This window comes from Methylobacterium sp. Leaf88, from assembly GCF_001422795.1.
In the GTDB taxonomy this organism is placed as follows: domain Bacteria; phylum Pseudomonadota; class Alphaproteobacteria; order Rhizobiales; family Beijerinckiaceae; genus Methylobacterium.
Genome location: NZ_LMMK01000022.1, coordinates 23,960 through 44,927, shown reverse-complemented (window position 1 = coordinate 44,927; position 20,968 = coordinate 23,960). Strand labels below are relative to the sequence as shown.

Here is a 20,968-nt window from a genome sequence, read left to right as displayed (position 1 = left end):
GGCGGGCATGGCGTCCCTCGGCAGCCTGCACGACGGCTTCGTTCCCGGGCGCCACCTCATCGACGCCTACGGCAACGGCGGCTTCCGCTTCGCCGAGATGTCGCATCGCGGCTCGATCCTGGTCACGCCGTCGGGCATCCGGGCCTGGGACGTGGGCGCGCCCCGCGCCATCGACCGGAACAGCCTGCGCCCGATCCTCGCCGAGGCCGGGGCGGTGGACCTCCTCCTCATCGGAACCGGGCTCGAGATCGCGCCTTTTCCTGATGCGCTCCGGCGCTGGCTCAAGGAGGGCGGCATCGGCCTCGACGTGATGCAGACGGGGGCGGCGGCGCGCACCTACAACATCCTCATGGCGGAGAACCGCAAGGTCGCCGCCGCCCTGATCGCGGTCGCATGATGAATTGCGGGACATGACGGATTCGGACACCCGGACCAGCCCGGCCGAGGGCAACCTCACCTTCGCCTTCCAGCATTGCGAGGCCCTGGTCCGGGAGGGCGATCCCGACCGCTACTTCGCCACCCTCTTCGCGCCCGCGAGCGCCCGTCCCCACCTCTTCGCCCTCATCGCCTTCAGCCTCACCGTCGCGCGGGTCCGCGAGGCCGCCTCCAACCCGATGGCCGGCGAGATCCGCCTGCAATGGTGGCGCGACGCCCTCCAGGGCGAGGCCCGCGGCGACGTGAAGGCCAACCCCGTGGCCGCCGCCCTCGACGACGCCATCGTCCGGCGCAAGCTGGGGCGCCAGCCCTTCGTCGATCTGATCGACGCCCGGGTCTTCGACCTCTACGAGGACCCGATGCCCCGGGTGAACGACCTCGAGGGCTATTGCGGCGAGACCGTCTCGGCCCTGATCCGCCTCGGCGCCCTCGTCCTCTGCGACGGGGTCGAGCCCGGCGGGGCGGCGGCCGCCGGCCATGCCGGCGTCGCCTACGGGGTCACCGGCCTCCTGCGGGCGCTGCCCTGGCACGCCCGGGCCGGCCAGGTCTACCTGCCCGCCGACATCCTCAAGACCTACGGGGTCACCCGCGAGGACATCGTCACCGGGCGCGGCGGCCCCGGGCTCCTGCGGGCCACCGCCGATCTCCGGGCGCTGGCCCGCCGCCACCTCAAGGCCTACGCGGCGGCCCGCGCCACCATCGCGCCGGCGGCCCGCCCCGCCTTCTTAGCCGTCGCCCTGGTGGAGCCCTACCTCGCCGCCATGGAGCGGCCGGGCTACGACCCCCTCAACACCGTTGTCGAGATCCCGCGCTGGCGCCGCCTCTGGACCCTCTGGCGGGCCTCCCGCCGGGCCTGAGGGCGGGCCGGTCGCCCATGAAAAAGGGCGGCCCCCGAAGGAGCCGCCCGTCATCCCTAGCGAAAGAGGCGGCCCCGAACGAGCCGCCCCGTCATCCGTCGCGAAAAATCCGCCTCAGCGGGCCTTCTTCGTCAGCTTCTCGGCGATCTCGAACATCTCCTGGGGCGCGTAGTCCGGGGTGAAGGCCGAGGGCACGCCGGTGAGCTGGTGGATCTTGCCGCCGTCGGGCATCCCCTCGACGACGCTGAGCTCGCCCGGCGGGTCGCCCGGAAGCGCCACCTCGCCGTTGCCCCAGATGCCGGCCATCTCGGTGTAGTCGCCCGGGCTGAAGGTGTAGAGCCGGCGGTGCGAGCCCTCCTGCAGGTACTTCTGGCACTCGGGGATCTTGTCGAGGTTGATGTTCGGGGTCGGCAGGAACTTCTCGATCTCGACGCCGGTGATCTTCTTCAGCGCCAGGGCGTAGGCGTGGGCGTGCACCGAGCCGCGCACCAGCAGATAGCCGCAGACCTCGCGGCCCGTCGGGTCCGTCAGGGTCTCGTAGACGCGCAGCTTGTGCAGGCGGGCGCCGCACTCGAGGTGGAAGTTGTGCAGCAGGTCCACCACGACGTTGCCCGTGGTGGTGATGAAGTCGTTGTTCCAGGACGCGCCGTTGCTGTTGACCGGCGTGACGCCGCCGCCGTTCGACAGGAAGGCGGCCGCGAGGCGGATGTCCTTCATGTCCTCGAACGGGGCCTTCGAGATGTCGCCGCCGTCCTTCTCGTCGCCGTCGTTGTCGGGGCCGTTGTTCAGCATCGCCACGCCGTTGCTGACGAGCTCCACGTGACCGAGTTCCTCGGCCGTGATCGCGGCGACGAGGCTATAGAACGGGCGCAGCTTCGATTTGCTTCGAAAATTGAAGCTCTGGAACATGTAGTTTCCCAGGGTCGACATCTCGCCGTACTTGCCACCGAGCAGTTCCTGCAGGGCCGCAGCGGCGTTGGGATCCTTCCGCTTGGGGGCGGGAAGCTCGGCCTGTAGCTTGTCGACGCGCATAAACATGGATTAAATCTCCGCTTCCCGTCGTTCGGGGTCTCGACAGGGAAGTGGTCGCCGGACGCGCATGTTCCGCTGGCCCGGCCAGGAATGCGGCGGCCGCGGCGTCGCGGACCGGGGCGGGTGCGCCGGCGGCGCGGACGGATCTTCGTGCAACACCCTCTGAATACATGATTAACCGCGTTGAGCCGGCCGAACGGCTCTGCTAGCAACGGGAACAAGGCCCGGCATGAGATCGGGTTGCCCTGGAGGAGGACGGCCCCCGTGAACACAGTGACCACCTGGAATCAGGTCTACGACCCATTCGGGAACGCCTGGCTCTCGACGCTTGCGGCCTCGCTGCCCGTCATCGCCCTGCTGGGCATGATCGCGAGCGGCAAGGTCCAGGCCCATATCGCGGCCGTGCTCTCCCTGGTGCTCGCCTTCTGCGTCGCCGTCTTCCTGTTCGGCATGCCGGGCGACCTCGCCCTGCGCGCCTCCGGCTACGGCGTCGCCCTCGGCCTGTTCCCCATCGGCTGGATCATCCTGAACGTCATCTTCCTCTACCGCCTGACGGTGGAGAAGGGCTGGTTCGCCACCCTCCAGCAATCGGTGGCGGGCATCACCACGGACCGGCGCCTCCAACTCCTCCTCGTGGCCTTCGCCTTCGGCGCCTTCTTCGAGGGGGCGGGCGGCTTCGGCACCCCGGTGGCGGTGACGGGCGCGATCCTGATCGGCCTCGGCTTCTCGCCGCTGGCCGCCTCCGGCCTCTCGCTCATCGCCAACACGGCGCCCGTGGCCTACGGGGCGCTCGGCGCGCCCATCCAGGGCCTCGCCTCGGTGACGGGCTACGATCCCTACATCCTCGGCGCCATGATCGGCCGGCAGCTGCCGTTCTTCTCGATCATCGTGCCGTTCTGGCTGATCTGGGTGTTCGCGGGCTTCCGCGGCATGATCAAGATCTGGCCCCCGATCCTGGTCTGCGGCGGCTCCTTCGCGGCGGCCCAGTTCCTGATCTCGAACTACGTGAACCCCTGGATCGTCGACATCGGCGCCTCCCTGATCTCGATGGCCGCCCTGGTGGCCTTCCTCAAGGTCTGGCAGCCCAAGGAGGTCTGGACCTCCCCGGCGCTTCGCGGCAACGACCCGTCGATCGGCTACGTCAACGGCGGCCGTCCGGTCTCTCTGGGCGCCGCCGTCCCGGGCGACCTGCCCAAGGTGGATCTCGGCGGCCGCACCGCGACCTCCCGCGAGATCGCGATGGCCTGGGTTCCGTGGATCATCCTCTCGGTGATCGTGGCGATCTGGGGCACCGGCTGGTTCAAGAGCCTCGTCAACCCGATCTTCACCTGGAAGTACGAGGTCCCGGGCCTGCACAACGTCATCATGAAGGTGCCGCCGGTGGTGGCCAAGGCCCATCCGGAAGCCGCCGTCTTCGCCTTCACCTACATGTCCTACACCGGCACCGGCGTGCTGTTCGCGGCGATCATCTCCGGCCTGATCATGCGCTTCTCGCCCTGGCGCCTGGTGACGGCCTACATCGAGACGATCTGGGTCTTGCGCTACTCGCTCATCACCATCGCGGCGATGCTGGCTTTGGGCGTGCTCACCCGCTACGCCGGCGTCGACGCCACCCTGGGCCTCGCCTTCGCCGGCACCGGCATCCTCTACCCGTTCTTCGGCACGCTGCTGGGCTGGCTCGGCGTCGCGCTCACGGGGTCGGACACGGCCTCCAACGTGCTCTTCGGCGGCCTGCAGAAGATCACCTCGGAGCAGCTCGGCCTGTCGGGCATCCTCATGGCCTCGGCGAACTCGTCGGGCGGCGTGATGGGCAAGATGATCGACGCCCAGTCGATCGTCGTCGCCTCCACCGCCACCGGCTATTTCGGGCAGGAGGGCAAGATCCTGCGCTTCGTGTTCTGGCACTCGATCGTGCTGGCCTGCCTGGTCGGCGGCCTCGTGATGCTGCAGGCCTACGTGCACCCGTTCAGCGCGATGGTGATCCACCCGTAGGGGCGATCCGCTCGACACCCTGACGACAGGGCCCGCCCCGGAGACGATCCGGGGCGGGTTTTTTCGTGACCGCGCACGGCCCGGGGGCCGGCCGCCCGCGATGCCGCTTGTGTCCCGGGCCGCGCGGGGGCAAGTCCTGGGGATGTTCTTCCGCAAGCTCGCCGCGCGCTACAGCCTCGCGAACCTCAAGCCGGTGGAGACCGCGCGGCTGCGCCTCGCGCCGCTGGTGCCGTCCGACGCCGAGGCCCTGCGCGCCCTGACCGACGACCCGGCCATCACCGGGGCGGTCGACTTCCTGCCCGCGCCCTTCACCCTGAAGGACGCGCGCCAGCTCATCGGCCCGGCCAAGGTGACGAAGGACTGCTTCCTCGGCGCATGGCTGCGGACGGACGGGACGCTCGCGGCGGTGATCGGCCTGCACCTGCGCGGCGACCACGCCGCCGAGGTCGGCTACTGGGTCGGCGGCGCGGCCCGGGGGCAGGGGCTCGGCACCGAGGCGGTCACCGCCGCGGTGGGCCTGCTGCAGGAGCGCTTCCCCCACCGCGTCATCATCGCCCAGTGCCGCCCCGAGAACGCGGCCTCGGTCGGCCTCCTGCGCAAGGTCGGCTTTCGCGACACCGGCGACCCGGGCCAGCTGCCCGGACGCCGGATCTTCACGGTCGCGTCGGCGTGACCGGGGCCGGGATTCCGGTCGCCGGCAGGTCCGACGCCCGCCGGCGGTAGACGACGACCGTGGCCAGGAGACCGCAGGCGCCCCCCAGGGCGAGCCACAGGCCGGGGGCCGCCTTGTTGCCCGTCTCCGCGATGAGCCAGGTGGCGACCAGCGGCGTCATCCCGCCGAACAGGGCGGTCGCCAGGGAATAGGCCAGGGAGAACCCGGCCGTGCGCACCTCCGGCGGCACGATCTCGGTGAGCGCCACCACCATGGCGCCGTTGTAGCCGCCATAGAGGAAGGACAGCCACAGCAGCACCCCCAGCATGGTCTCGAAGCTCGGATGCGCCACGAGCCAGGCCAGGGCCGGATAGGCGGTGACGAGGGTCAGGCCCGAGAACAGCAGCAGGATCGGGCGCCGGCCGATCCGGTCGGAGAGCGCGCCCATCACGGGGAGCCAGACCAGGTTCGACACCGCGACGCAGAAGGTGACGATCAGGCTGTCGGTGTCGGAGAGCCGGAGGACGGTCTTGCCGAAGGTCGGGGTGTAGACCGTGATCGCGTAGAACGCGATCGTGGTCATCGCCACCATCAGCATCCCGAGCCCGACGATCCGCCAGTTCCGCCCCAGGGTGCGCAGCACCGCGCCCACCGGCGGGTGGACCTTGCGGGCCTGGAAGGCCGGGGTCTCCTGCAGCGAGCGCCGGATGTAGAACAGGAACGGCACCAGGAGGCAGCCGATCAGGAAGGGGATGCGCCAGCCCCAGGCGCCCATCTCGGCCGGCATCAGCAGGCGGTTGAGGGCGTAGCCGATGGCCGCCGCCGCCATGATCGCCACCTGCTGGCTGCCCGATTGCCAGGCGACGTAGAAGCCCTGGCGGCCGGGGGGCGCGAGTTCGGCGAGGTAGACCGAGACGCCGCCGAGCTCGACCCCGGCGGAAAACCCCTGGAGCAGGCGGCCGACCAGCACCAGGATCGGCGCCACGAGGCCGATGCTGGCGTAGTCGGGGACCAGGGCGATCAGGATCGTGCCGGCGGCCATGATGGCCAGGGTGACGATGAGCCCCTTCCGGCGGCCGACCCGGTCGACATAGGCCCCGAGCAGCACGGCCCCCAGGGGCCGCATGAGGAAGCCGGCCCCGAAGGTCATGAAGGTCAGCATCAGCGCGGCGACGTCGCTCTCGCTCGGGAAGAACGCCTTGGCGATGTAGGCGGCGTAGAACCCGAAGGCGAAGAAGTCGAACATCTCCAGGAAGTTGCCGCTCGTCACCCGCAGGACGGCGGCGGCCCGCGAGCCGGCCTGGTCGTGATCCGCATGGCCCGCCATCGCAGTTCCTCGCCTGATACGTTCGGCCTTGGGCCGTTCATCCCAGGGTGACCGCATTTTTTCGCCGCCGCTAGGGCGGGGGAGGGGCGGAGCGGTTTCAATGCGGGCGGCGTGTTCGGGGCGCCGCGGCAGGCTCCCTACTCGGCCGCGATCTGCGCCGGTCCGTGGCCGAGCCAGGCCGCGAGGTCGGCCCGGGCCCGGTCGGTCATCGCCTTCTTCTTGGCCACCGCCTTCTCCGGCCCCTTCAGGCGCTTGCCCCCCTCGCCCTTCGGGGCGTGGTCGAGGGGTGGGAACAGGCCGAAATTCACGTTCATCGGCTGGAACGAGCGCGGGGCGCCGGCCTCCTCGGCCGCGATGTGGCCGCCGGTGATGTGGCCGATCAGGGCACCCAGCGCCGTGGTGGCGGGGAGGGGCGCGAGGGCCTCCCCGCGGACCTCGGCCACCGCGAAGCGGCCGGCCATCAGGCCGATGGCGGCGCTCTCCACGTAGCCCTCGCAGCCGGTGATCTGGCCGGCGAAGCGCAGGGACGGCCGCGCCTTCAGGCGCAGGGTCGCGTCGAGGAGGCGGGGGCTGTCAAGATAGGTGTTGCGGTGGAGGCCGCCCAGCCGCGCGAACTCGGCGTTCTCCAGGCCGGGAATCGTGCGGAACACCCGGACCTGCTCGGAATAGGTCAGCTTCGTCTGGAACCCGACCATGTTGTAGAGGGTGCCCAGCGCGTTGTCCTGGCGCAGCTGGACGATGGCGCAGGCCTTCACGGTGGGGTCGTGCGGGTTGGTGAGGCCCACCGGCTTCATCGGGCCGTGGCGCAGGGTCTCGGGGCCGCGCTCGGCCATGACCTCGATCGGCAGGCAGCCGTCGAAATAGGGGGTCGAGGCCTCCCACTCCTTGAAGCCGATCTTGTCGCCGGCGACGAGCGCCTGGATGAACCGGTCGTACTGGTCGCGATCCATCGGGCAGTTGATGTAGTCGGCGCCCGTGCCGCCGGGCCCGACCTTGTCGTAGCGCGACTGGAACCAGGCCTTGCCCATGTCGATGGAGTCACGGTGCACGATCGGCGCGATCGCGTCGAAGAAGGCCAGCGACTCGGCCCCGGTCAATTCGCGGATCCCCTGCGCCAGGGACGGGGCGGTGAGGGGGCCCGTGGCGATGATGGTGCGGCCCCAGGCCTCGGGGGGCAGGCCCTCGACCTCCTCGCGCACGATGCGGATGCGCGGATGGCCCTCGATCGCCGCGGTGACGGCCCGGGCGAAGCCCTCGCGGTCGACGGCGAGCGCCCCGCCGGCGGGAACCTGGTGCGCGTCGGCCGCGCGCAGGATCAGCGAGCCAAGGGTGCGCATCTCCTGGTGCAGGAGGCCGACGGCGTTGCCGTTGGCGTCGTCCGAGCGGAACGAGTTCGAGCAGACGAGTTCGGCGAAGTCGCCCCCGTGATGGGCCTCGGTGCCGCGCACCGGGCGCATCTCGTGGAGCACCACGTCGTGGCCGCTCTCGGCGATCTGCCAGGCGGCTTCCGACCCCGCGAGGCCGCCGCCGACGATGTGGATGGGCAAGGATTCCGCGTGGTCCGTCATCGGCACGGGATAGACCCGCCCGGGACTTGGATCAATGCGGGGCTTGGATCAATGCGGGGCGGCTCAATGCAGCTGCGGCGAGACCAGGAAGCGCTCCCGGTCGGAGGAGGTCACCGAGAGCTTGAGGGGCTTGCCGTCGCGCTGGATCGTCAGGGGCACCCGCACCCCGGCCTCGCCCAGGGCCCAGACCTGGCGGAAGAAGCCCGCGAGGTCGGCCACCGGCTCGCCCGCCACCGCCACGATGACGTCGCCCGGGCGCAGGTCCGCCGCCTCGGCGGGACCGTCGTCGGCGAGCCCCATCACCACCACGGAATCCTCGCCGTCGCTGGCATAGAGCCCGAGCCAGGGGCGCACCGGCCGGTCGACGCGCCCGCGGGTGGTGAGGTCGTCGAGGATCGGCGGCAGCAGGTCGATCGGCACGATCATGTTGATGGTCTTCGGCCCGGCGGTGCCGCCCTGCTGCAGCTGCAGGGAGCCGATGCCGAGGAGCGCCCCGTCCGGTCCGATCAGCGCCGCCCCGCCCCAGTGCGGATGCGAGGGCGCGGTGAACAGGGCCTCGTCGAGGACGTATTCCCAGTAGCCGGCGAATTCCTGGCGGGCGACGATCTCCACGGCGAGGCTGCGCGCGCGTCCGCCGACCCCGGCCATCACGGCCCGGTCGCCGATCTTGACGGGCGCGGAGCGCCCGAGCTTCAGCGGCTTGATCCGCAGGTCGCCCAGCGCCTGGACGAGGCCGAAGCCGGTGACCGCGTCGAAGCCGACCACGTGGCCGGGCACGGAGCGCCCGTCATGGGTGGTGAGCCAGACGGAATCCGCCTCGGTCACGAGGTAGCCGATGGTGAGGACGAGGCCGTCCTCGCCGATGACGACGCCGTTGCCGGCCCGCTCGGTGCCCAGCGTCTCGGCGGTGAAGGCCTCCGGCGGTACCCGCGTGGAGAGCGCCACGACGGCGGTGAGCGCCTGCTCGAGGTCGTAGCCGTAATCGGCGGCCTTGGGCTGGGCGGATGCGGGGATCTTCCAGTCTCCGGGCGAGGCCATGGGCGCGTCTTTCCTGCCGTCGTGTCGTGTCGATGAGACCGGAGATAGGTCGCCGGCTCGGATTCCGACAGTCTGGAGCGACCCTGCGACCGCTCAAGGCCCGGCGCGCAGCACCTTGCCGGGATTGAGCAGGCCCTGGGGATCGAGAGCGCCCTTGATCCGGCGGGCCAGCGCCATCTCCTCCGGCCGCCGGTGGTGGACGAGGGCGTCGACCCGGTACTGGCCGATGCCGTGCTCGGCCGAGATGCTGCCGCCGAACCGCGCCACCGCGTCGTGGACGATGCGGTTGATGGCGTCCGATCCGTGCCCGGGGCCGATCAGGACGTTGTAGTGGATGTTGCCGTCGCCCATGTGGCCGAAGATGTTCGGCCGGGTGCCCGGCGCGCCCGCGGCCAGGGCCTCGCCCGCCGCCGCCAGGAAGTCCGGGATCGCCGGGATCGGCACCGAGACGTCGTGCTTCACGCTCTTGCCGGCCCGGGCCTCGGCCTCGGTGATGTGCTCGCGCAGGGCCCAGAGGGCGGCCGCCTGCGGGCCGGATTCGGCGAGCACGCCGTCGGTGGCGTCGCCCCGCTCCAGGGCCTCGCCCAGCAGCGTCTCGACGGCCTCGCGCAGGCCGGGCAGGCTCGATCCCGCCTCCATCAGCACGGTCCAGTCGGCGGCGGCGATGGGACTCGCCAGGCCCGCATGCTGGGCCACCAGGGCGAGGGATTCCCCCGCGATCAGCTCGAAGGCCTGGATGGTGTCGCCCAGCGCATCCTGGGCCGCCCGGAGGAGGCGCAGGGCCGCCGCCGGATCGGGCACCGCCAGGAGCGCCGTGGCGGTGTGGCGCGGGCGCGGCACCAGGCGCAGGATGGCGGCGGTGACGATGCCCAGGGTGCCCTCGCTGCCGATGAAGAGCTGCTTCCAGTCGTAGCCCGCATTGTCCTTGCGCAGGGCGCGCAGGCCGTCGACCACGGTCCCGTCGGCGAGCACCACCTCGAGGCCGAGGACGAGGTTGCGGGTCATGCCGTAGCGCAGGACGTTGAGGCCGCCCGCATTGGTGGCGATGACGCCGCCCAGCATGGCCGAACCCTCCGCCGCCAGGCTGACGGGGAGGAGGCGCCCTTCCGCCGCCGCCGCCTCCTGCGCCACCTTGAGGATGCAGCCGGCCTCCGCCTCCAGGGTCAGCCCGAGGGGGTCGACCCGGCGGATCGCGTTCATGCGGGCGAGCGACAGCACCACCTGGCCGCCGGAGGCGTCCGGGGTTGCGCCCCCCGCAAGGCCGGTATGTCCCCCCTGGGGCACCACCGCGACGCCGGCGGCGTGACAGGCCGCCATCACGGCGGCGACCTGCGCCGTGGTGCCCGGGCGCGCCACCGCCGCCGGCCGGCCCGGGAACAGGCGGCGCCAGTCGACGGCGTAGGGCGCGCAATCCTCCTCGCCCGTCAGCAGGCCGCCCCGGCCGAGGCTGGCCTCCAGGCGGCCGAGGAGGTCGGCCTGCGCGCGCGTCTGGCTCATCGGAAGGCTCCTCGTGCTGGCGGTCCGGCCCGGGCCGGACGGTCCGGGAAACGGGTCGTCCCGGCATTCCGGCGCCGGCCCGCCGGGTCAAGGGGGCGGCCTGACAATCGCCGCCGATGCTCAAGGCCGGGCCTTGACCGGACCCGTGAACTGGCTTCTCACACGGCCCATTCGGGCGCCGGCGTCACGGTCCCGGCCGCGTCGCGCGGCCTTCGGGGCCGGCGCCCCATCCGCCCGCCACGGGCGCGAGATCCGAGAAGAACACGACCATGGCCGAACGACTCTCCTTCCCGAAGGACAAGATCCGCGTCCTGCTGCTCGAAGGCATCAACGACAGCGCCGCCGAGCTGTTCGCCGCCGCCGGCTACACCAACGTCGTCCGGGTGGCCAAGGCCCTGGACCGGGAGGCCCTGCACGAGGCCCTGAAGGGCACGCACATCCTCGGCATCCGCTCGCGCACCCAGCTCGACGCGGCGGCCCTGGCCCACGGCGAGCGCCTCCTGGCGGTGGGCTGCTTCTCGGTGGGCACCAACCAGGTCGACCTCGAGGCCGCCCGCCACCGGGGCATCCCGGTCTTCAACGCGCCCTACTCGAACACCCGCTCGGTGGCCGAGCTCGTCATCGGCGAGATCGTGATGCTGCTGCGCCGGATCGTGCCGCGCTCGGTGGGCGCCCATGCGGGCGAATGGGACAAGTCGGCCACCGGCTCGCAGGAGGTGCGGGGCAAGACGCTGGGCATCGTCGGCTACGGCAATATCGGCTCGCAGCTCTCGACGCTGGCGGAAGGCATGGGCATGCGGGTGGTGTTCCACGACCAGACCGACAAGCTGCGCCACGGCAACACCGAGCCCACCGACAGCCTGGAGACCCTGCTGGCCCAGAGCGACGTGGTCTCCCTGCACGTGCCGGAGACGCCCGAGACCCACAACATGATCGGCGAGGCCGAGATCCGGGCGATGAAGCCCGGCGCCTTCCTGATCAACAACGCCCGCGGCACCGTGGTCGACCTCGACGCCCTGGCCCGCGCCCTGCGCGACGGCCACCTGCGGGGGGCCGCCGTCGACGTGTTCCCGGTGGAGCCCGGCTCCAACCAGGAGCGCTTCGTCAGCCCGCTCCAGGGCCTGCCCAACGTGATCCTGACGCCGCATATCGGCGGCTCGACGGAGGAGGCGCAGGAGCGCATCGGCTCCGAGGTGGCGCGCAAGCTCGTCGATTACTCCGACATCGGCTCGACCGTCGGCACCGTGAACTTCCCGCAGGTGCAGCTGCCCGCCCGTCCCACCGGCACCCGCCTGATCCACGTCCAGCGCAACATCCCGGGCATGCTGGGGCGCCTCAACGACACCTTCGCCCGGCGCGGGGTGAACATCGCGGCGCAGTTCTACCAGACCGACGGCGAGGTCGGTTACGTGGTGGTGGAGACCGACGTCACCGATGCCGACGCCGAGAGCCTGCTGGAGGAAATCCGGGCGCTGGACGGCACCATCCGGGCCCGCCTGCTCTACGAGCGCCGCTGAGGCGCGCGCAGTCGCCTGCTCTACGCGTGCCGCTGACGCGCGCGCAGTGGCGCACCGGCGCCGCCTCGGTTAACCTGGGTTGAGACGGTGCCATCCGAAGCACCGTCGCCGGACCGATCCCGCGCGCGCCGGAGACAGAGGAAGCCCAGCCGTTGCGTGCAAGTCCCCTGCGTGGCGGTTCCCAGCCCGATGGTCCCTCGGCGGACGATCCGGCGCGCACCGATGCGGTCCTCGTCGATCTGATCGCCCGGATCGCCCGGCGCGACGAGGCCGCCCTGCGGACCCTCTATGATCGGACGGCCCCGAAACTTCTCGGCGTGGTCCTGCGTATCCAGTCCGATCGCGGCCTGGCCGAGGACGTGCTGCAGGACGTGTTCCTGCGCATCTGGCAGAAGGCCGCCACCTACAGCCCGGCGGCCGGACGGCCGCTGGCCTGGCTCTGCACCATCGCCCGCAACCGGGCGATCGACGGGGTGCGGCGGCGAAGCGAGACGCAGGGGCCGGTGACCGAGGACGGGGAGGATTGGGTGGAGCGGCTGGCCGACCCCCACGACAGCGAGGGCGCGATCCTCGGGCGCAACGCCCTCCAGGCCTGCCTCGGCCGGCTCGAGGCGCTGCACCGCGACTGCATCGTGCTGGCCTATTGCGAGGGCCAGTCCCGGGAGGATCTCGCCCTGCGCTACGACCGCCCCGTGAGCACCATCAAGACCTGGCTGCATCGCGGCCTCGCGACCCTGCGCGGCTGCCTGGATGGTGCCCCATGACCCCCGATCCGGAGGAGCGCGACCTGCGCCTGGCCGAGTACGTGCTCGGCACCCTGCCGCTGCCCGAGCGGGCGGCGGTGGATCTCGAGCTCGCCGTGGACCCCGCCGCCCGCGCGGCGCGCGACGCCTGGGAACGCCGCCTCGCGCCCCTCGCCCTCGGGGCACCCGAGGTCGTGCCGGGGCCGGAGGTCTGGCCGGCGATCGCCCGGCGGCTCGCCGCCGACGGGCCGCGTCCCGCCTCGCCGATCGACGTCCATCCGGGCGGCGATCTCGGACCCGCCGCCAACGACGACCGCATCGGCGCCCTGCAGGGCGCCCTGCGGCGCTGGCGCCTGACCGCCGGCACGGCGGCCGCCCTGGCGGCGGGGCTCGCCCTGTTCATCGCCGTCGGCGGGCCGCGCCCCGGCACCGGGCCGGGCGAGGGCGACGGGCGCTACGTGGCGGTGGTCAGCCGCGGCGGCGAGGCCCCGGCGCTCCTCGTCAGCATCGACACCCGGGCCGGGACCGCCCGGGTGCGCCCGGTGGGGGCGCAGGCCCCGGCGGGGCACAGCCTGGAACTCTGGTACGTCGGCGCCGGCGCAACCCCGAAGACCCTCGGCCTCGTGGGCACCGACGCCAGGGTGCTGGACAAGGCGCTGGCCCTGCCGGCCGAGGCCGGCGCGCTGGCGGGCGGCACCTTCGCGGTCTCCGTCGAGCCGGCGGGTGGCTCGCCCACCGGCCAGCCGACCGGGCCGGTGGTCTATTCCGGCCCGCTGATCCGCGAATAGGCGGCGGGCCCGGGACGGCCGGCCCTGCGCCTCACCCCAGCAGCTTGTCCAGGGTGATCGGGATGTCGCGCACCCGCACGCCGGTGGCGTGCCAGACCGCGTTGGCGATGGCGCCGGCGGTGCCGGTGATGCCGATCTCGCCCACCCCCTTGATGCCCAGCGGGTTCACGTGCGGGTCGTGCTCCTCCACCAGGATCGCCTCCATGGCGGGCACGTCGGCGTTCACCGGGATGTGGTACTCGGCCAGGTTCCCGTTCATCACCCGACCCGAGCGCGGGTCGAGCAACGCGTGCTCGTGCAGGGCCAGGGACACGCCCCAGATCATGCCGCCGTAATACTGGCTGCGCACGAGGTGCGGGTTGATGATCCGCCCGGCCGCGAAGGCGCCCACGAGGCGCGTCACCCGGATCTGGCCGAGGTCGGGGTCGACCTTCACCTCCGCGTAGACCGCCCCGTGCGCGTGCATCGCGTAGGTCTTTCGCGATGCGGGGTCGCCCGCGCCCTGTCCCTTGGCCTCGACGGAGGTCCTGCCGGCGCGGGCCAGGATCTCGCCGAAGGATTCGGAGCGGGCGGGGTCGTCCCGGCGGGCGAGGCGGCCGTCGGCGGCGGTGACGCCGGCATTGCCGGCGCCGTAGAGGGGCGAGGCGCGGTCGTTGACGGCGAGCTCCGCCAGGGCGGCGATGGCGCCCTGCGCGGCGTTGTCCACCGCCGTGCCGCTGGTGGCGGTGCCGGTGGAGCCGCCGGCCAGGCCGCCGTTGGGCAGGTTCGAATCGCCGATGCGCAGCTCGACTTGGGTAATCGGGAGGCCGAGCCCGTCGGCGCCGATCTGCGCCAGCACCGTCCAGGCGCCCTGGCCCATGTCCTGGGCGGCGGTCTCGACGAGCCCCGTGCCGTCGGCCCGGATCGTGGCGCGGGCCTCGCCCTGCATCATCCCGGCCGGGTAGGTGGCGGTGCCGAGGCCCCAGCCGACCAGGAGCCCGTCGGCGTCGCGCATCTGGCGCGGCTGGCGCGGGCGGGCGGCCCAGCCGAAGCGCGCGGCTCCTTGGGCGTAGCATTCGCGCAGCGCCTTCGAGGAGAAGGGCCGATGGGTGATCGGCTCGACCTCCGCGTAGTTGCGCAGGCGGATCTCCAGGGGATCGAGGTCGAGCTCGAGGGCCAGCTCGTCCAGCGCACTCTCCACCGCGACGCTGCCCGAGGCCTCGCCGGGGGCCCGCATGAAGATCGGGGTGCCGATATCGGCCCGGGAGACCGCGTGCGTGGTGGCGATCGCGCCGGCCGCGTAGAGGTGGCGCGAGAGGATGCCGGAGGGCTCGATGAAGTCGTCGTGCCGGCTCGTCAGGGTCAGGGTGTGGTGGTCGAGGGCCGTGAGGGTGCCGTCCCGGGAGGCGCCGAGCTTCAGGGTCTGGCGCGTGGCGGCGCGGTGGCCGACCGGGCCGAACATCTGCTCGCGCCGGGTCACCAGCTTGACGGGGCGTCCCACGAGCTTCGCCGCCATGATGCCGAGGATCTGCGGCGCGGCGATGAAGCCCTTCGAGCCGAAGCCGCCGCCGAGATAGTGGCAGACCACGTGGATGTTCTCGGGCGGAATGCCGAACAGGCCGGCGAGCCGGCCCTTGGCGATCCAGAGCGCCTGGGTCGGCGTGTAGAGGGTCAGGCGGTCGCCGTCCCACGCGGCCACGCTGGCATGGGGCTCCAGGGCGTTGTGGTACTGCGCGGCCGTGTCGTAGGTCGCCTCGATCCGGGTCTCGGCCGCCGCCATGCCGGCGGCGAGGTCGCCCGAGCCCTCGTCGGTGGCCGAGCCGGCCCCGACGGTCTCGGGGCGGAAGATCTCGCCGGCCCCGAGGGCGACGCTGACGGGCTCCGAATCGTAGCGGGGCGCCAGCAGGGCCGCGCCCTCGGTGGCGGCCTCCAGCGTCTCGGCGATCACCACCGCGATCGGCTGGTTGGCGTAGCGCACGCCGTCGTTCTGCAGGAGGTCGAGGCGGAAGGCGAAGGGATTGTCCTTCAGGTCCGGCGACTGGGCGAGCGCCGGGGCGTTCTGCGGCGTCATCACCGCGACGACGCCGGGATGGGCCTCCGCCGCCGCGACGTCGAGATGGGTGACCCGGCCGCGGGCGACCGCACTCACCGCCATCACCGCGTGGGCCAGGCCCTCGGGTCGGAAATCCGCGCTGTAGCGGGCCGCCCCGGTGATCTTGGCATGGCCGTCGCGCCGGGTGAGCGGCTGGCCGATGGAGGCGCCGTGGCGCTGACGCTCAGGCATGGGCGGGGGCTCCGGCCGAAGGGATGAGGGGATGGGGAGCGAAGGGACTGGCCGGCAGCGCGGGGACGCGGTCCGGGGTGCCGGCGGCCGCCAGGGTGAGCGCGCGGACCACGATGCGGCGGGCGAGCTCGATCTTGTAGGCGTTGTCGCCCGAGGGCCTGGCGTCGGCCAGCGCCGCCTCGGCCGCCTTCGCGAAGGTCTCGGGCGTGGGCGCCGCGCCGGCCAGCAGATCCTCTGCCGCCCGGGCGCGCCAGGGCTTCAGGGCGACGCTGCCGAGCGCGATGCGGGCCTGCCCGATCCGGTCCCCGTCCATCGCCAGACCCACCGCCGCCGACACCACCGCGAAGGCGTAGGAGGTACGCTCGCGGACCTTGAGGTAGCGGCTGTGCCCGGCGAAGGCCTCCGCCTCGGGGGGCAGGGTAACGGCGACGACAAGGTCGCCCGCTTCCAGAACGGTCTCGCGCTCCGGGTGATCGCCGGGCAGGCGGTGGAACGCCTCCAGGGGCACGGAGCGGGTGCCGCCGGCCCCCGCGATCTCGACGGTGGCGTCGAGGGCGGCGAGCGGCACGCAGAAGTCGGACGGGTGGGTGGCGATGCAGTGATCGCTCCAGCCGAGCACCGCGTGGCTCCGGGTGACGCCGCCCAGCGCCGCGCAGCCGGCGCCGGGGTCGCGCTTGTTGCAGGCGCTGGCGGTGTCGTAGAAATACTGGCAGCGGGTCCGCTGCAGCACGTTCCCGGCGGTGGTGGCGGCGTTGCGGAGCTGGCCCGAGGCGCCCGAGAGCAGGGCTTCGGCGAGCGCCGGGTAGCGCCGGGCGATGGTCGCGTCGTGCGCCAGGGCCGCGTTGCGCACCAGGGCGCCGATCCGGGTCGACCCGTCGGCGCCGCGCTCGATGCGGTCGAGGCCGGGCAGGCGGGTGACGTCGACGAGGGTGTCGGGCCGGCTGATCCCGCCCTTCATCAGGTCGACGAGGTTGGTGCCGGCGGCGAGATAGGCCGCCCCCGGCCGGGCGGCGGCCGCCACCGCCTCGGCGACGCTGGTGGCGCGGATGTAGTCGAAGGCCTTCACGCCGCATCCTCCGCGAGCTGGCGGCCGGGCAGGACGTCCGGCCCGCTCATCGCCGCATGGGCGGTGAGCACCGCATCCGTGATGCCCGCATAGGCGCCGCAGCGGCAGAGGTTCCCGCTCATGCCCTCGCGCACCCGCTCGGGGTCGCCCCCGGTCTGACCCTCCTGGATCAGCCCGACCGCGCCGAGGATCTGGCCCGGGGTGCAGAAGCCGCACTGGAAGCCGTCATGCTCCAGGAAGGCGGCCTGGACCGGGTGCAGGGCGTCGCCCGCGGCGAGGCCCTCGATGGTGGTGATCGAGGCCCCGTCGTGGCTGACGGCGAGCGCCAGGCACGCATTCACCCGGACGCCGTCGAGGAGGATGGTGCAGGCCCCGCACTGGCCCCGGTCGCAGCCCTTCTTGGCCCCGGTGAGGTCGAGGCGCTCGCGCAACAGGTCGAGGAGGGTGACGCGCGCATCCTCCAGGACGACGCTGCGGCGCACGCCGTTCACGGTCAGCGTGATGGGAAAGCTCATGCGGGGGACACCTCCGGCCGGCTTGTCTGGAAAGGCTCCAGATAGAACCGGCGCGGTGCCCGACCAGGGGGGGCTTCAGCGCGCGGCGGCCTTCGCCTCCGCCTCCTTGCGCGCCAGGATGGCCCGCATCTGCGCGATCTCGGTGTCCTGCGCCGTGACGATGCGCTCGGCGAGCGCCCGGACCTCCGGGTCCTTCGAGTATTGCAGGGCGACCCGGGCCATGGCGATGGCGCCGGCATGGTGCGGGATCATGCCGGCGGCGAAATCGCGGTCGACATCGCCGGAATAGCGGATGTCCATGTCGCCGTGCATGCGCATGGCGGCCTCCTGGAACGCCCTGGTGGAGGGGGATACGCCGGCCTTCGCCGCGCCGGCGGGTTTTTCCGCGTGCGAATGGCCCGGTGTGGCGTGGCCGTGGTCGTGGCCATCCCCCGCGGGGTGATCCTCATGGGCCGGGGCGGCGCCCGTCAGGGCGAAGAGGGCGAGGGTGGCGAGGACGGCGGCGGCGGTCTTCATGGGGGTCGGTCTCCGGGAGATCAGAACAGGGCCGGGGCGGGGGCGCCCGCGGCCGGCGCCGAGGCAGGGCCTTGCGCCGCCTGGAGGCGGGCGAAGGCGCCCCGGCCGAAGCGCAGGACGAGGACGGGGGTGAGCACCGCGTCGAGGAGGGTGGCGCTGAAGAGGCCGCCGAAGATCGTGACCGCGACGGGGTGGAGGATCTCCTTGCCGGGCGCCGTGCCGTCGACGAGGAGGGGCACCAGGGCGATGCCGGCGGCCAGCGCCGTCATCAGGACGGGCACCAGCCGCTCGTTGCTGGCCCGCAGCACCAGGGCCGGCCCGAAGGGCAGGCCCTCGGCGATGCCGAGGTTGAGGATGTGGCTGATCTTCAGGATGCCGTTGCGGGCGACGATGCCGGTGAGCGTCACGAAGCCGATCATCGAGGCCACCGAGAGGGGCAGCCCGGCGAGGAAGAGCGCCGCGACGCTGCCGATGAGGGCGAGCGGCACGTTGCCCATGACGATGAGGGCGAGCACGCCGGAGCGGTAGCGGCTCGCCAGCAGGGCGAAGACCAGGGCCAGCGAGACGAGGCTGAGGAGCCCGATGGTGCGGGTCGCCTCCCCCTGCGCCTGGAACGCGCCCTCCAGGCTCGCGGTGATGCCCTGGGGGAGCGTCGTGCGCGCCAGCGTGTCGGCCATGGCGGCGGCCACCGCCGCGCCGTCCGCGCCCGCCTGGGTGTTGGCCTGCACGACCAGCCTGCGCCGGCCGTTCTCGCGAAGAATCTGGTTGGGGCCGTCGCGCTCGGTGATGTCGGCCAGCGCATGGGCCGGTACCCAGCCGGTGGGCGTCTCGATGAGGAGTTCGCGGAGTGCCGCCACCGAGCGGCCGGATTCCGGCAGGCGCAGGGTGACGTCGTAGCGGCGCAGGCCGTCCACCAGGGTCGAGACCACCCGACCGTTGGCCAGCCGGCTCACCGCCTCGACCACGGCGCCGGGGGCGATGCCGTAGAGGGCGGCGCGTCCGGAATCGACCCGGACCTCGAGCTGCGGGATCCGGACCTGCTTCTCGATGGACAGGTCGGCGATGCCGGGGATCGTCTCGAACGCGGTCGTGAGGGCTTCGGCCGTGCGGCGCAGGCCGTCGAGGTCCTCGCCGAACAGCTTGAGGGCGATCTCGGCCCGGACGCCCGAGAGCATGTGGTCGAGGCGGTGCGAGATCGGCTGGCCGACATTGAGCGAGACCGGCAGCACGCCCAGGCGCGCCCGCAGATCCGCCACGATGGCCGCGCGCGGCCGCCCGCCGGGCTTCATCGCGATCTCCAGGTCCGTGGAGTGGACGCCCTCGGCATGCTCGTCGAGCTCGGCCCGGCCGGTGCGGCGCCCGACCCGGTCCACCTCCGGGATGTCGAGGACCAGACCTTCGGCGATGGCGCCGATCCGGCTCGATTCGGCGAGGGAGATGCCCGGCGTGAAGGCGAGGTTGACGGTGAACGAGCCCTCGTTGAAGGCCGGCAGGAAGGCCCGCGGCAGCGTGGTGGCGGCGAAGGCCGCCGCACCGACGCCGAGCACGGCCGCCGCCATCACGGCGCGCGGGTGACCGAAGGCGAACGCGACGAGGCGGCCGTTGCCGGCCTTGAGACCGCGGATCAGCCGGCCCTCCGGCGCCTCCAGGGTCTTCAGGCCGGGGAGCAGCCAGGAGGCGAGGGCGGGTGTCAGGGTGAGCGAGACGAGCAGGCTCGACAGGATCGCGATGATGTAGGCCTGCCCCAGGGGGGCGAAGAGCCGGCCCTCGATGCCCGACAGGGCGAAGAGCGGCACGAAGACGAGGCAGATGATCACGGTCGCGTAGACGATGCCGGAGCGGACCTCGTTGGAGGCCGCCACGATCACCGCGAAGGCCGTGCGCGGCGCGCCCTCGTGACGGTTCTCGCGCAGGCGCCGCAGGATGTTCTCGACATCCACCACCGCGTCGTCGACGAGCTCGCCGATGGCGATGGCGAGGCCGCCCAGCGTCATCGTGTTGATGGACAGCCCGAGCGCGGAGAAGATCGCCGCCGTGGCGAGGATCGAGACCGGGATCGCCGTGAGCGAGATCAGGGTGGTGCGCGCGTTCATCAGGAAGGCGAACAGCACCAAAGCCACCACGGCGACGGCCTCGAGGAGCACCTGGACCACGTTGTGCAGGGAGGTCTCGATGAAATCCGCCTGCCGGAACAGCACCTTGTCGGCCTGGATCCCGGGCGGCAGGCTGGGGCCGAGCTGGGCCAGCGCCTCTTCCACGGTCTTCGTCAGCCGCACCGTATCGACGCCCGGCTGCTTCTCCACCGAGACGATGACGGCGGGCTTGCCCAGGTAGCCGCCATCGCCGCGCCGGGGCCGGGGGGCGAAATCCACCTCCGCCACCTGCCGCAGGTAGACCGGACCCGCGGGCGTGCCCACCACGAGGTTGCGCAGGTCGTCGAGGTCGATGGTCCGGCCGATGGCGCGGATCAGCACCTCGCGGGCCCCCGCATCGGTGAAGCCGCCGCCCGCATTGGTGCCGAAGCCCTCCAGGGCCTGGGTCAGGCTGGCATGGGTGACGCCCAGGGCCCGCATGGCGGCGGGGTTCGGCGCCACCCGGAACTGGCGCACCGCGCCGCCGATCGGGATGACCTGCGCCACGCCCGGAATGGACAGGAGGCGCGGCCGGATGGTGAAGTCGGCGGTCTCGCGCAGTTGCATCGGGCTCGCGGTCTCGGAGGTCACCGCCACCAGCAGGATGCCGCCCATGATCGACGAGACCGGCCCCATCTGGGGCATCACGTCGGCGGGGAGCTCCGAGCGGGCCAGCGCCAGGCGCTCGGCCACGAACTGGCGCGCCCGGTAGAGGTCGGCGTCCCAGGCGAACTCGACGGTGACGATGGACAGGCCGATGCCCGAGACCGAGCGCACCCGGGTGACGCCGGGCAGGCCGTTCATCCGGGTCTCGATCGGGTAGCTGACGCGCTGCTCGACCTCCGGGGGCGCGAGCCCTTCCGCCTCCGTCATCACCGTGACGGTGGGCCGGTTGAGGTCCGGCAGCACGTCGACGGGCAGGCGGGTCAGGGCGAGGAGCCCGGTCAGCACCAGGGCGGCGGCCAGCGCCAGCACGAGCAGGCGGTTGCGCAGGGACTGCGCGACGATGGTCTCGAACATCGGGCCTCTC

The 20,968-nt window shown here is 72.5% G+C and carries 17 protein-coding genes; 7 read left to right on the top strand and 10 right to left on the bottom strand.

Going from position 1 to position 20,968, the window contains the following annotated elements; genetic code table 11:
• Positions 1-7 precede the first annotated feature (7 nt).
• Together ASF20_RS13675 and ASF20_RS13670 are read left to right on the top strand one after the other, a co-directional pair.
• Positions 8-397: an MTH938/NDUFAF3 family protein gene (locus ASF20_RS13675; protein ID WP_056222075.1), complete on the top strand. Its 390-nt coding sequence runs from the start codon at positions 8-10 to the stop codon at positions 395-397.
• A gap of 13 nt (positions 398-410) precedes the next feature.
• Positions 411-1,292: a phytoene/squalene synthase family protein gene (locus ASF20_RS13670; RefSeq protein WP_056274930.1), complete on the top strand. Its 882-nt coding sequence runs from the start codon at positions 411-413 to the stop codon at positions 1,290-1,292.
• A 114-nt stretch (positions 1,293-1,406) separates the two neighbouring features.
• Here ASF20_RS13670 and ASF20_RS13665 read toward each other — a convergent pair whose 3' ends face one another.
• On the bottom strand, positions 1,407-2,330 hold the full coding sequence (locus ASF20_RS13665; protein WP_056222081.1) for a manganese catalase family protein: 924 nt from the start codon (positions 2,328-2,330) through the stop codon (positions 1,407-1,409).
• A 267-nt stretch (positions 2,331-2,597) separates the two neighbouring features.
• On the opposite strand from ASF20_RS13665, the gene ASF20_RS13660 reads away from it, so the two are divergent.
• Both ASF20_RS13660 and ASF20_RS13655 read left to right on the top strand, forming a co-directional pair.
• A complete protein-coding gene (locus tag ASF20_RS13660; protein ID WP_056222231.1) occupies positions 2,598-4,316 on the top strand; it encodes an L-lactate permease in 1,719 nt (572 codons plus the stop codon).
• Between the two features lie 142 nt (positions 4,317-4,458).
• Complete coding sequence (locus ASF20_RS13655) at positions 4,459-4,989, top strand: GNAT family N-acetyltransferase (protein ID WP_056274928.1); 531 nt, start codon at positions 4,459-4,461, stop codon at positions 4,987-4,989.
• Here the strand turns inward: ASF20_RS13655 and ASF20_RS13650 are convergent.
• From ASF20_RS13650 to ASF20_RS13635, 4 genes are all read right to left on the bottom strand, one after another.
• Positions 4,970-6,295 carry an MFS transporter gene (locus tag ASF20_RS13650; RefSeq protein ID WP_056274926.1) on the bottom strand — a complete coding sequence of 442 codons (1,326 nt, stop codon included), beginning with the start codon at positions 6,293-6,295 and terminating at the stop codon, positions 4,970-4,972. The genes ASF20_RS13655 and ASF20_RS13650 overlap by 20 nt on opposite strands.
• A 137-nt stretch (positions 6,296-6,432) precedes the next feature.
• Positions 6,433-7,863 (bottom strand): methylenetetrahydrofolate--tRNA-(uracil(54)-C(5))-methyltransferase (FADH(2)-oxidizing) TrmFO, encoded by a 1,431-nt coding sequence (gene trmFO / locus ASF20_RS13645; RefSeq protein WP_056222087.1) that lies wholly within the window; start codon positions 7,861-7,863, stop codon positions 6,433-6,435.
• A gap of 63 nt (positions 7,864-7,926) precedes the next feature.
• Complete coding sequence (locus ASF20_RS13640) at positions 7,927-8,901, bottom strand: S1C family serine protease (RefSeq protein ID WP_056222089.1); 975 nt, start codon at positions 8,899-8,901, stop codon at positions 7,927-7,929.
• A gap of 93 nt (positions 8,902-8,994) precedes the next feature.
• On the bottom strand, positions 8,995-10,398 hold the full coding sequence (locus ASF20_RS13635; RefSeq protein WP_056274924.1) for an FAD-binding oxidoreductase: 1,404 nt from the start codon (positions 10,396-10,398) through the stop codon (positions 8,995-8,997).
• 269 nt (positions 10,399-10,667) lie between these two features.
• Between ASF20_RS13635 and serA the strand changes: the two genes are divergently transcribed.
• From serA to ASF20_RS13620, 3 genes are all read left to right on the top strand, one after another.
• Positions 10,668-11,915, top strand: a complete 1,248-nt coding sequence (serA, locus tag ASF20_RS13630) for a phosphoglycerate dehydrogenase (RefSeq protein ID WP_056222096.1) — start codon at positions 10,668-10,670, stop codon at positions 11,913-11,915.
• Between the two features lie 239 nt (positions 11,916-12,154).
• Positions 12,155-12,679: a sigma-70 family RNA polymerase sigma factor gene (locus ASF20_RS13625; protein WP_056222237.1), complete on the top strand. Its 525-nt coding sequence runs from the start codon at positions 12,155-12,157 to the stop codon at positions 12,677-12,679.
• Positions 12,676-13,446 carry an anti-sigma factor gene (locus ASF20_RS13620; RefSeq protein ID WP_056274922.1) on the top strand — a complete coding sequence of 257 codons (771 nt, stop codon included), beginning with the start codon at positions 12,676-12,678 and terminating at the stop codon, positions 13,444-13,446. The genes ASF20_RS13625 and ASF20_RS13620 overlap by 4 nt, the downstream gene beginning before the upstream one ends.
• 31 nt (positions 13,447-13,477) lie before the next feature.
• Here ASF20_RS13620 and ASF20_RS13615 read toward each other — a convergent pair whose 3' ends face one another.
• The 5 genes from ASF20_RS13615 to ASF20_RS13595 all read right to left on the bottom strand — a co-directional run bounded on the left by ASF20_RS13615 (position 13,478) and on the right by ASF20_RS13595 (position 20,958).
• A complete protein-coding gene (locus tag ASF20_RS13615) occupies positions 13,478-15,709 on the bottom strand; it encodes a xanthine dehydrogenase family protein molybdopterin-binding subunit (protein WP_056274921.1) in 2,232 nt (743 codons plus the stop codon).
• The gene (locus tag ASF20_RS13610) at positions 15,702-16,775 is read right to left on the bottom strand and encodes a xanthine dehydrogenase family protein subunit M (RefSeq protein WP_056274918.1); all 1,074 of its coding nucleotides are present in this window, start codon (positions 16,773-16,775) and stop codon (positions 15,702-15,704) included. The genes ASF20_RS13615 and ASF20_RS13610 overlap by 8 nt, the downstream gene beginning before the upstream one ends.
• Positions 16,772-17,290 carry a (2Fe-2S)-binding protein gene (locus tag ASF20_RS13605; RefSeq protein WP_056274916.1) on the bottom strand — a complete coding sequence of 173 codons (519 nt, stop codon included), beginning with the start codon at positions 17,288-17,290 and terminating at the stop codon, positions 16,772-16,774. The genes ASF20_RS13610 and ASF20_RS13605 overlap by 4 nt, the downstream gene beginning before the upstream one ends.
• A gap of 75 nt (positions 17,291-17,365) precedes the next feature.
• The gene (locus tag ASF20_RS13600; protein ID WP_056274914.1) at positions 17,366-17,806 is read right to left on the bottom strand and encodes a DUF305 domain-containing protein; all 441 of its coding nucleotides are present in this window, start codon (positions 17,804-17,806) and stop codon (positions 17,366-17,368) included.
• A 20-nt stretch (positions 17,807-17,826) separates the two neighbouring features.
• Positions 17,827-20,958: an efflux RND transporter permease subunit gene (locus tag ASF20_RS13595; RefSeq protein WP_056222112.1), complete on the bottom strand. Its 3,132-nt coding sequence runs from the start codon at positions 20,956-20,958 to the stop codon at positions 17,827-17,829.
• Positions 20,959-20,968 lie beyond the last annotated feature (10 nt).